Origin of the sequence: Streptomyces sp. NPDC006997, from assembly GCF_040635175.1 — a bacterium.
GTDB lineage: Bacteria > Actinomycetota > Actinomycetes > Streptomycetales > Streptomycetaceae > Streptomyces.
In genome coordinates, this window is sequence record NZ_JBEYHH010000075.1 from 1 (window position 1) to 10,097 (window position 10,097).

Here is a 10,097-nt window from a genome sequence, read left to right on the forward strand (position 1 = left end):
CCCTGCCGGAAACCCTCACCCCCGCCGAACTCACCACCGCGCACAAGCAGCTGCACGCCGACTTCCTCCGCCAACTCATCGCCGCACAGACCCCCGCCACCCCCGTCCCCGCCCAACTCCACCCCGCCACCCTCGAAACTCCCCTCACCACTCCCTGACCACCTCCGGACCCCCGCCCCGACCTGAACCCCTGGAAACTCCCTGACCACCCCCACGGAGGTCCCGGAGAGGGGGTGGTCAGGGAGATGGAAGGGCGCCGGTGCAGGTCGGGGCGGGGGTCCGGAGGTGGCCCTGTCACACCTCGTTTTACGGGTCGGTTTACACCCGCGGCCGTCCCCGGCCGACGCGAAACTGGTACCAGTAAGCACTAACTCGCTACCGGGATCTGCTGCCGTCGGGCGGCGCGACCGGAGCGCGTTACTGGGGTCAGTAACCCACAACTCGCTGCCCGGATCTGCTGCCCGTCGGCGCGAGCAAGTTGGGCGGGAAGGGGAGCTTCCCGCGACCCCGGCCGGGACGGCTGGGGTTCCCCGAGGACGGGGAACCCCCTTTGTCCACCACCCCTGTCTGATCAAGGTCGGGAGCCGCAGCTTGCCCTACAACTTGCCCTCCAAGTTGCCTCACAAGTTGCTCTACAACTTGCCCTCCAAGTTGCTCTACAACTTGCCCCCAGGTCGGGCCGGAGGGGCTGCCGACGTGCGGGGTCAAGGGGTCCGGCGGCGCCGACTACTTCCGTACGGGACCCTTCTCCGGAGCACGGCCCGAGGTTCCGCCGGCCTTTCGACGGCCTCCTCCTGGTGCTCGCCGCCGACCGTGCTCGCGCAGCATTTGCACGGCTCCGTATCGACGCCGGAGGTGTCGATACCTTGGTCCTCCCGAGCGGCCGGCCTGACCTCGGTCGACTGCACACGACGAAGGCCCGCACCGTGCGGTGCGGGCCTTCGGGTTGAGCGGCGGTGCTTCGACGTTCTTGTGCGTCAGCGGGCGTCGCGCTCGCGGTTCTCGCGGTTGCTGAGTTGGGACGGCTGGGTACGCGGCGCGTCCTCGTGCCAGGCGAACGGCCGCGTGCCGTCAGCCGCCTTGAAGACGCGGATGGCGGCGCCCTCGGGCGCGTCGGGCAGGGGGTAGACCCGGCCACCCTCAAGAGAGGCCAGGAGCCGGGCGGCGTGGTGCTCGCAGCCGTCCGCCCCGGCGTTCTGCCGGTCGAGCACGGTCACGACGGCCGGGCCGTCGCACGGGGTCGGGTCGTCGGGGTGGGCGGCGGGGCAACGGGTGTCGGTCACGGTGTCCTCCGGGTGCTGGGTCAGATGCCGATGTGGCGTCGGCCGGACTCGTACATGCGCCGGACGCTGGACTGCTTCTCCGCGTCCTCGAACAGCGCGACGGCGATGCGTCGCCACGACAGGCCGTAGTGGTCGCGGAGCTGCACGACCTGGACGGCGGCGCGGCGCTCCAGGAGCTGCGCGAGGTTCGCGGTCGCGGTCGTCATCGCCACGGCGTAGTCCTCGTTCGCGGTCGGCTCGGTGTGGCCGGCCTCGCTCGCCCCGAGCGACTCCAGCGCGTACGCGAGCTGCTCGGACTCGATCGCCTTGGCGAGGTAGCCGCGGGGGTCGTCCTCCTGAGGGCTCCACGAGATCTCGGCACGGTTCCCGGCGGTCTTCTCAACGATCACAGACATGGCGGTGGTCCTCCCCGATTCGATCGGTGTGCGCTTTGTGCACACCAAGAGACTGACACGGGGTGTGCACATTGCGCAAGGGCCGACTTGTTGGGAATGCCTGGGTGTGTGATTTGGGCGGTATGGGCGGCCGTTGGGTCGTGATGCATAGGTGTGGGGGATCTGTTCGAGGCGGTCCGTCGTGCGGGACAGCGGGCGTTGATCTGGGGCGGCGAGCAGAAGTGCCAGAGGTGCTCGGTCGTCGGCGTGCTCCTGGCGGTGGGCGGCGTACGTCATCTCGGAGACGTACGGCGGTGGGCGGTGACGTACGCGGGGAGCGCGGCCGGGGTGGAGCCGCGGGGAAGCGCCGGCGCTTTCGTCGGCGGGACGCGCCGCCCTACGAGACGTGCCGCACGGCGTACGGTCGGGCGGCATGAAGCGCGACACCCCGAGGGCCGCCGACGGCGAGAAGCTGTGCGCGTGGTGCGGTGGCCCGATCAAGCAATCCGGCGTCGGCCGGAGCAGGGACTACTGCTCCCGTACCCACCGCGAGTACGCGTACCGGGCCCGGCGCGAAGCGGAGATGAGGCTGGTCGCCTACTCGCGCGGCCGGGCCGACGCCGTGCGCCCCGTTTCGTCAACTGTCGATACCCGGCGGGACCCCGTTCCGACAGTTGACGAAACTCGGGCACCGGTCCCGCCCCCGGCCGCCGCCGATCCGGGGGAGGGGTGGGTGCGGTCGATAGACGAGGTCGACGCTCAGCTCCGGGAGCTGGAAGCCCGCCAGGCCGCGCCCCGCCCGGCGCCTGCTCCGGCCCCGGCTCCGCAGAAGCGCCGGCGCCTCGCCCCGCCCTCGACGGCGGAGGCCCCGACCCTCTTCGAGCCGGAGGCCGCCGACGGCGAGTAGGTCCGCCGGCCTTTCGCGCTCGCCTCGCAAGGCGGGGCTCTCGCGGGTTCCCTCCGGTCGGGCGGCACTCACGGTGGGCCGTGCGGGCGTTCGGGGTGGCGGAGCTTGCGGAGCCGCCCCGGGCGGTCGTGCGGCATGGTGCGGAGGGCTGTCCGACCGGAGGGAACCCGCGACCCCGCCGACCCACCCACGGACCCGCAGACACCCGCGATCCCCCACCCCCTCTGGGAGCGGTGGCCCCCCGGAGGGCCGCCGGAGGCGCAGTAACCGGCACGTCCTCCCACGGCGCGCCCCTGTGCGCCGTTCTGACGGCTTGTGAGGACTCCGGCGGGCTGAGAGTCGCGGAAGCGGGAGAACGGCGCTCAGCGGCCCCGTGGCGGGCGCGTGCGGGTACGTTCGGGAGTTGGCACGACGAAGCCCCCGCCGAATACGGATCGGCGGGGGCTTCGGTGTGGGCGGACCGGGGGTCAGCTCCGGTGGGAGCGCCAGCGGCGGGCGGGGGCCACGGACTCCCCGACCTCGACCGTGTCGCCCTGCGCGTCGACGTAGACGTTCCGGCTCAGCAGGACCGGGGCGCCGGGCTCGACGCCGAGCAGGCCCGCCTGCTCCTGGGTGGCCGCGTCGGCGGCGCTGGCTTCTTCGGAGGCCACCGCGCGGCGGCCGGTGACGGCCTCGATGGCGGACGGGGTGCCGCCGGGGATGCGCTCCCGCGACAGCAGGGCGGGCACGGTCTCCGCGAGGTCGGCGGAGAACCAGCTCGTGCTGGCGCTGACGGGTTCGGCGTCGGCGTTGTGCGTGACCCGCTGGCGGCGGAGCGCCGGGCCGTCGCCCTCGACGCCCAGGAGGTCCGCGACCCACTCGGGAGGGGTGGTCAGGTCGGCGTTCGTGATGACGGCGTACTCGCCATCGGCGTAGATCCGCCCGGTGGTGAGCGCGGACTCCAACCGGTCGGCGGCCGTGCGGTGCAGGGTCCGGCGCGTGCTGACCGTGGTGGCCGAGCCCTGGCGGGCCTCTGCCAGGCCCTCCGCCTTCAGCGTGCGGTGGACCTTCTGCGCGGTCGCGGTGGAGATGCCGTACTCCGTCGCGAGCTCGCGCACGGACGGCAGCGTGTCGCCGTGCTTCAGCTCGCCGCTGACGATCTTCGACTTCAGGGCGGCGACGACTTGGAGGTACGGGGGCGTGCGCTCCAGCGAGGACATGACGGGCTCCTTCGGCGGGTGAACGGTTCGGTGATCTAGCACAGCATCCAATGCGGTGACCTAACACAGTGTAGGGCTTGACACACCAACTGTGCTACCACAGTATGGATGTTGTTCGGCGGCCCCTTCCGAGGGGTCGCCGGATGGGTTCCGAAACGGGGTCCCTCGCGCGCGTACGCGTAGGGGCCCCCTCCCGGAAACCACCGCAACACCGAAACCCGCAGGTCACGCGCTTGCGGGGGCGCAACCGCCCGCAAGGGAGGTTGCGGTCTCGGAAACCGCCACAAACCAGGCGGGCCGGGTGCCGCGCGAACGGCGATCCCGGCCCTGATCCACGACCACTGAAGGAGCACTCGTGGACTACGCAGCAGCATGGAACAAGATCGGGACCGGCACCAAAACGGCCCGCTCGTTCTCGGCTGACCGGATCAACAAGGCCACCGCCGCCACGGGCCGCGCGCTCGACGTCGCCGCGCCGGTCTGCGCCCCGTTCGCGGCCCGCTGGGACGCCGAGGCCGACCGCCGGACCAAGCTCCGCACCCCGGAGAACCTGAAGGCGCTGCTTGCCGCTCAGCGCGCGAACACGTCGGCGCGGTCGACGGCCGCGACCGCCGCGAGCCAGCGGAAGGCAGCGAAGGCCGCGAGCAAGAACCCGCTCAACGGCGGCCGCCGCGCCGCCCGTACCGCCGACAAGGCCGCGCGCGGACACGCCAAGGTCGCCCGCACCGACCTGAAGACCGCCCGCCGGAACTACCCCGCGACGATGCGCCAGCTCGCCGTCCGCGCCCACGCCGCGCACACCATCCCGGCAGGGCTCGCTTCGTACGTCATGTCGTCGGCGGAGCACTGGACGGTGTGGCCGGCCGGAACCTCGCTCAGCCTGATCGGCCTCAACGTCGCCGGTCTGTGGATCGGCCGCCGCAAGGTCGCCGCCGACGTGGACGACTCGATGACAGCCGAGGAGAAGCGGCTGGCCTCCCGGCTCGACCCGACGTACTGGGTGCCGAACGCGGACGCGCGCGGCCTGTCCGGCACGGTCCCGACCCCGGCCAAGCTGACGGCCGCCGGTCTCGTCTCCCACGTGCGGCTGGACGACCGGTGGACACCGAAGGCGTTCAAGGCCAAGACCGACGAGATCCGCGCGCTCCTGGGCGCGCGGACCGACCTGCGGGTCGAGGTCAAGGCCGGATCGCACGGCGACCGCGCGACGATCATCCTGCGGACCCGCAGCGCCTCGGACGGGATCAGCCTGTCCGGGTGGAAGCCGGGCGACTGCTGGGCCATCGACACCGTGACCGGCGAGACGATCCCGGTGCCGCTCGGCAAGCGGATGCTGATCGCCGGTACGTCCGGGTCGGGCAAGTCGTACTCGGCCCGGCCGCTCATGGCCGAGGCGTCCGAGCCCGCTGACCACCGGCTCGTCATCTTCGACCGGAAGTACGTGGAGGCCCGGAACTGGGAGCACCGCGCCCGTACGGCGGTCGAGCTGGACGAGATGCGCGAGGTCGTCCAGGAGCTGATCGCGGAGGGCGAGGAGCGGCTGAAGTTCCTGCCGCGCGGCGAGGACGTCATCTCGATCAGCCCGGAGCGCCCCCGCATCACGGTGTTCGTCGACGAGATGGGCGAGCTGCTCCAGGACTGCAAGACCAAGTACGAGGACGAGGACGGCAAGAAGCGCGACTACCAGGACGTGATCGAGGGCCTGCGGACGATCGCCCGGAAGTACCGGGCCGCCGAGATCATCCTGTGCCCGGCCACGCAGAAGCCGACCCTGTCCGGCGACGGCCACGGCCTCGACTCGCAGATCGCGGGCCAGATGACCATCAAGCTCGGGCTCGCCGTCGCCAACCAGACCGACGCGCAGACCGTGTTCGGCCGCTCCGACTGGCCCGCCCACGACCTGCCCATGCCCGGCTACGCGCTGCTCTTCGACCAGGACAAGGGCCCGAAGCAGCGGCGGAATCCGATCAAGCTGCGGTTCATGACCCCCAAGGAGGTCATCGCCCTTCCCGCGCGCCCGATCTGGCGCCGGTCGTCGGTGGCGCCGGCCGTTCCCGCGCCCGCCGCCCCGCTCCGCCTGGTGAAGGACGCGACCCCGGCCCCCGCCGCCGCCCCTGCGGCTGCCATCCCGGCCGACCTGACCGACAACCAGGCCGCCGTGCTCAAGGCGGTGCAGGGCGGCACGTCCACCAACGCCGAGATCGCCAAGGCGATTGGCATCAACCCCGGCTCCGTCGACCGCGCGGTCAAGGCGCTGGTCAAGCGCGGGCTGCTCGCCAAGGACGGCACGACGATCCGTGTGGAGGTCGCAGCATGAGCGCCAACCTCGCCCAGGCCGTGGCCGACGCCCGCGCGGCCGAGTCCAACACCGAGCGGATCGCGGAGATCCTCGCCGTGGTCCAGGCCGTGCAGGCGGCCACCCCGGCCCCGGCCGCGCACGCCGCGTGCAGCTGCTCGCACGGAAAGGCCGGCGGCCGGTCGACCGGCAAGGTCGCCGCGTGGGTCGCGGGCGGCGCCGCCTGCGCCTGCGTCCTGACCGCCCTGTTCCTGGCCGTCGCCCTGGTCGCCGTCGCCGTGACGGTCGGCGGCTGCGTGTCGTACCTGCTGATCCGCGAGATCCGGAAGGGGAAGTGACCATGAAGAACCTCAACGTCAAGCGGCTTGCCACGGTGGGCCCGGCGGTCGCCATGACGGCCGTGAGCATGGTCCTCACCCTGGCCGTGATCGTGATGTGGCTCGGTGGCTCGATGCCGTGGGGCATCGCCCTGGTCGTCGGCATCGGCCTCGACGGCGGTTGGCTGGCCACGCTCGCGTACGAGCGGCGGCTGGCCCGGCAGGGCGACCACAGCAACGTGATCACTGGAGTCGGCTGGGGCTTCGGGGCGGTGGCGACTGGCGTCCTGGTCGCCCACGCGCTCGGTGAGCCTTCGCCCGGTCCGTGGCTGGCGGTCGCCTGGCTGCCGCTCGCCGCGAAGGCGCTGTGGCTCGTGCACGGCCTCTGGGAGCGCACCGCGCTGACCCCGGCCGCCCTCGACCGGATCGCCACGATCCAGCAGGGTGCCCGCGACCAGGCGGCCATCGCCCGCGCCGAACTTCGTGCCGAGGCGGGCACCGAGGAGACTCGCCTCGACGCCGTCACGGGCGCCGGGAAGCGCGTCGCAGAGGCACAGGCACGGGCCGCCCGACGGCTCTCCGGAGCGTGGTCGGAGCTGGATGGAGTCCGGCAGGGCGACGGCACCGGCAGGGCTCTGACCTGCGTGACAGAGCGCGTCACACCCGCGTCACAGGGCGCGTCACAGCCTCGCTGGCAGCTCCCCGTGTGGGGCAGCTTCGAGGAGCTGGCCGCCATCGAGGCGCCGACCCTCACGGACGACGAGATCGACCGGATCGTCTCGGAGCTGAGGGCCAGCACCAACCCGCCGATGACGTACAACGCCCTCGCCGCCGCGTTCCGCAAGGCCGGGCACAGCGCCGGGGAGACCCGGCTCCGGGCGTCCTGGAAGCGCGTCACGACGGCTGAGGCGGTGGGCTCGTGATCGCCCTCGCCTACCTCGCCACCGTGGTGGTCGCCCTCGTGGTCCTGGCGGTGGCCCTGCGCCACCGCCCGGACCCGGCCCCCGCGCCGGTTCCGCCGGCGCCCGCTGCCTCGAACCGACTCCTGCTCGACGGCGAGCCCGAGGTGCGCCTGATCCTCGCCGCCGCTACCCAGCTCGCCTACCGGATGGGAGCCGCAGCATGAGCCGCCGACCCGCGATCCACGACGCCGAACCGAGCCTGGTCACCAGCCACGGCGCCGACTTCTTCGGGCAGGACCGCCACCTCCTGGCGGACGTGGTCGCCCTCGCCCCGTGGGTGACCAATGCCGTCCCGTACAACGACCGCAAGTCGGTGGCCCCCCTGGTCGCCGCGATGGAGGGCAGGGAGGCCCTGGCCTTCCCGGCCGCCGACGCCGGCCGCGTCTCCGAGGTGCTGCTGAAGGTCTCCCGCACCCGGCACCTCAAGCCGCGGGCGTCCGCCCTCGCCCGCGCCCTGGCCGACGCCGCCGCCCGTGCCGCCGCCGACGGCGAGCCGTGGGAGTGGACGGTCGAAGCCGCGTAGCACCGGAGCCCCGCCGGCCTTTCGGCTGGCGGGGCTCCTTACGGCCCATCAAGTCACATCTGCCGCACGGGTCTCTGGGCGTATATCGGCTGACTGTCCGCCACTTTGTGGCAGGCTCAGCGCCACAACCCCAGACAACGCAAAGGGCCCGCCGGTAGCACGGCGGGCCCGGAGCGAACACCAAGCTCCCTCGACTTTCCACGGACTCAGGATTGGTGCTCACGTAGTGCATTCCCATGATGCAGGACCACAGGCCCCTGTGGCGACCGCTCCTTCGGACGCGTCGCTGACCGGGGCCGTTCGTGTCTCCGGCCCCGCGCGGCCTCGCTGCCGCCGGAAGGGGTGCGGACGGCGCTTTACGCGCAAGATGCCCGGACAGTCATATTGCTCGCCTAACTGCCGAAAGCGGGCATCGGAGGCGGACGCCAAAACCGCCCCGAAAACGGGGTCTGACCTGCAAGAACAGGGCACCGAAGGTGTCCACCTTGGTAAAGGGTTGACAGAGTTTTCCAAGAACGGCCAGACCGCCTCTGACCTGCAAGAACGTCCGGAGAGTGGAACTGGGGAGTCTGAGGGGGCGTCGCGCCCCTCAGAACAGACCCGCGCGGACAAGGCGGCCTCCGCCTCGATCCGCCGGTGGCAGGGCCGGAAGGTCCTCAACCGGCTGTCGAAGATCGACGCGTGCAAGGGGTGCGGCGTCCGCATCCTCGACCCGGAGACCGGCGTCATCGTCGCTCGGTCCACACGCGGGTACGCCGTGACCATCGGCCTGGTCCGCTGCGGGCGCATCTGGTTCTGCCCCGAGTGCTCCGCCTCGATCCGCCGGGGCCGCACCGAGGAGCTGAAGACCGGCGCCCTGCGCTGGATCGCCCAGGGCGGCATCCTCGCCGTGGTGGTGCTCACCGCCCGCCACAACCGCACGACCGAGCTGGCCCGGCTCGCGTCCGCGCTGTGGGGCGAACCCAAGCTCGACGCGCGCGGGGAACCGGTGCTCGACCGGTCGGGCAAGCCGCGGCGGGTGCCCGGCGCCTACCAGCGGATGCTGACCGACCCCGCGTTCTACGGCCGCCCCGAGTCGGTCTCCTGGTGGGAGCGCAAGGACGGCAGCTTCGGCCACTCCGTCCGCCCGGCCGAGGAAGGCATCCGCCACAAGGTCGGGTACGCGGGCATGGTCCGCGCCTCGGAGGTCACGCGGTCGCAGGCCAACGGCTACCACCCGCACATGAACCTCCTGGTCTTCCTCGGGGGCACCCTCGACGGCACCCCCGCCAAGGGCACGGTGACCGGCTACTTCGACCCCACGGCCGACGACCTGGAGGCGTGGGAGGACTGGCTGCGCGACTTCTGGGCCGCCACGCTCAAGAAGATGGACCCGGCCTTCGAGCCGTCCACCGACTGCGAGATCCGCGACTGCAAGTGCAAGGGCAAGGGCCACGGCGTCATGGTGACGATCGTGCGGTCCGCCGACGACGCGGCCCTGATCGAGTACCTGACCAAGGTGCAGGACGGGAAGCCGCCGGCCGACTCGGTGACCGCCGACCTCGACGCCGCGACCGCCGCCGCGATGGAGACCGTGCGGGCCGACAACAAGACCGGCCGGGGCCGGAAGTCCATGACGCCCTTCCAGATCCTCTACCGGCTCTGGGACATCGAGGTGCGCGGCACCAACCCGCGCCTGGCGGAGGGCTACGGCAGGCCCGATCAGCTCCGCGCCTGGTGGGCGGAGTACGAGGACGCGTTCGCCGGACGCCGCGCCATCGAGTGGACGCGCGGCCTGCGCGGGCACGTCCACCTGGTGGGCGACGACTCCGAGGAGGGCGACCTGGAGTTCGTGTACGCGGGTGCCGCCAAGGAGCCGCTGACGGGCGGCGTGGTCCTCACCGGCGACGCGTACGGCACGGTCGAGCGGACCGACGCGGAGAAGGAGATGGAGGACGTCGTCGTGCGCGAGTTCTACGACTCGGTGGGCGACATGGTCGGCAGCCTCGGAGGCCGCGCCGACCACGTCCGCATCGCCACGGCGGAGGAGCTGGCCGACGTCCAGGCCGCGATGCTCGAACGCCTGCAGAGCAAGGCGGCCAAGCGACGGGCCGAGGCTCTGATGCTGCGACTGCGCGGCGAACTGGCTGACGCGCTCGCTGCCCTGCCGGAAACCCTCACCCCCGCCGAACTCACCACCGCGCACAAGCAGCTGCACGCCGACTTCCTCCGCCAACTCATCGCCGCACAGACCCCC

The 10,097-nt window shown here is 72.2% G+C and carries 10 protein-coding genes; 7 read left to right on the forward strand and 3 right to left on the reverse strand.

From position 1 onward, the window contains the following. Window positions 1-977: 977 nt before the first annotated feature. Both ABZ659_RS35290 and ABZ659_RS35295 read right to left on the reverse strand, forming a co-directional pair. On the reverse strand, window positions 978-1,283 hold the full coding sequence (locus ABZ659_RS35290) for a hypothetical protein (RefSeq protein WP_360228920.1): 306 nt from the start codon (window positions 1,281-1,283) through the stop codon (window positions 978-980). A 20-nt stretch (window positions 1,284-1,303) separates the two neighbouring features. Next, window positions 1,304-1,678: a hypothetical protein gene (locus ABZ659_RS35295; RefSeq protein ID WP_331722149.1), complete on the reverse strand. Its 375-nt coding sequence runs from the start codon at window positions 1,676-1,678 to the stop codon at window positions 1,304-1,306. A 412-nt stretch (window positions 1,679-2,090) separates the two neighbouring features. Here ABZ659_RS35295 and ABZ659_RS35300 point away from each other — a divergent pair, with 412 nt between their 5' ends. Next, a complete protein-coding gene (locus ABZ659_RS35300; RefSeq protein WP_360228923.1) occupies window positions 2,091-2,564 on the forward strand; it encodes a hypothetical protein in 474 nt (157 codons plus the stop codon). A 467-nt stretch (window positions 2,565-3,031) separates the two neighbouring features. On the opposite strand, the gene ABZ659_RS35305 is transcribed toward ABZ659_RS35300, so the two are convergent. Continuing rightward, window positions 3,032-3,763 (reverse strand): GntR family transcriptional regulator, encoded by a 732-nt coding sequence (locus tag ABZ659_RS35305; protein WP_360228926.1) that lies wholly within the window; start codon window positions 3,761-3,763, stop codon window positions 3,032-3,034. A 355-nt stretch (window positions 3,764-4,118) separates the two neighbouring features. Here ABZ659_RS35305 and ABZ659_RS35310 point away from each other — a divergent pair, with 355 nt between their 5' ends. From ABZ659_RS35310 to ABZ659_RS35335, 6 genes are all read left to right on the forward strand, one after another. Further along, window positions 4,119-6,080 (forward strand): helix-turn-helix domain-containing protein, encoded by a 1,962-nt coding sequence (locus ABZ659_RS35310; RefSeq protein WP_360228929.1) that lies wholly within the window; start codon window positions 4,119-4,121, stop codon window positions 6,078-6,080. Continuing rightward, window positions 6,077-6,397, forward strand: a complete 321-nt coding sequence (locus ABZ659_RS35315; RefSeq protein WP_360228932.1) for a hypothetical protein — start codon at window positions 6,077-6,079, stop codon at window positions 6,395-6,397. Before ABZ659_RS35310 ends, ABZ659_RS35315 begins: the two co-directional genes overlap by 4 nt. A 2-nt stretch (window positions 6,398-6,399) precedes the next feature. Continuing rightward, window positions 6,400-7,299, forward strand: coding sequence for a protein spdB (locus ABZ659_RS35320; protein WP_360228935.1), 900 nt, complete (start codon window positions 6,400-6,402; stop codon window positions 7,297-7,299). Further along, the gene (locus ABZ659_RS35325) at window positions 7,296-7,502 is read left to right on the forward strand and encodes a hypothetical protein (protein ID WP_360228938.1); all 207 of its coding nucleotides are present in this window, start codon (window positions 7,296-7,298) and stop codon (window positions 7,500-7,502) included. Before ABZ659_RS35320 ends, ABZ659_RS35325 begins: the two co-directional genes overlap by 4 nt. Next, window positions 7,499-7,861: a hypothetical protein gene (locus tag ABZ659_RS35330; RefSeq protein WP_360228941.1), complete on the forward strand. Its 363-nt coding sequence runs from the start codon at window positions 7,499-7,501 to the stop codon at window positions 7,859-7,861. The genes ABZ659_RS35325 and ABZ659_RS35330 overlap by 4 nt, the downstream gene beginning before the upstream one ends. Before the next feature lie 496 nt (window positions 7,862-8,357). Continuing rightward, a partial coding sequence (locus ABZ659_RS35335) for a hypothetical protein (RefSeq protein ID WP_360228944.1) occupies window positions 8,358-10,097 on the forward strand: 1,740 nt, incomplete at its 3' end.

Excerpts from the sequence above, each read along its gene's own strand:
- ABZ659_RS35295 (WP_331722149.1), bottom strand. The coding sequence starts at position 1,678 with ATGTCTGTGATCGTTGAGAAGACCGCCGGGAACCGTGCCGAGATCTCG.
- ABZ659_RS35300 (WP_360228923.1), top strand. The coding sequence starts at position 2,091 with ATGAAGCGCGACACCCCGAGGGCCGCCGACGGCGAGAAGCTGTGCGCG.
- ABZ659_RS35305 (WP_360228926.1), bottom strand. The coding sequence starts at position 3,763 with ATGTCCTCGCTGGAGCGCACGCCCCCGTACCTCCAAGTCGTCGCCGCC.
- ABZ659_RS35315 (WP_360228932.1), top strand. The coding sequence starts at position 6,077 with ATGAGCGCCAACCTCGCCCAGGCCGTGGCCGACGCCCGCGCGGCCGAG.
- ABZ659_RS35320 (WP_360228935.1), top strand. The coding sequence starts at position 6,400 with ATGAAGAACCTCAACGTCAAGCGGCTTGCCACGGTGGGCCCGGCGGTC.
- ABZ659_RS35330 (WP_360228941.1), top strand. The coding sequence starts at position 7,499 with ATGAGCCGCCGACCCGCGATCCACGACGCCGAACCGAGCCTGGTCACC.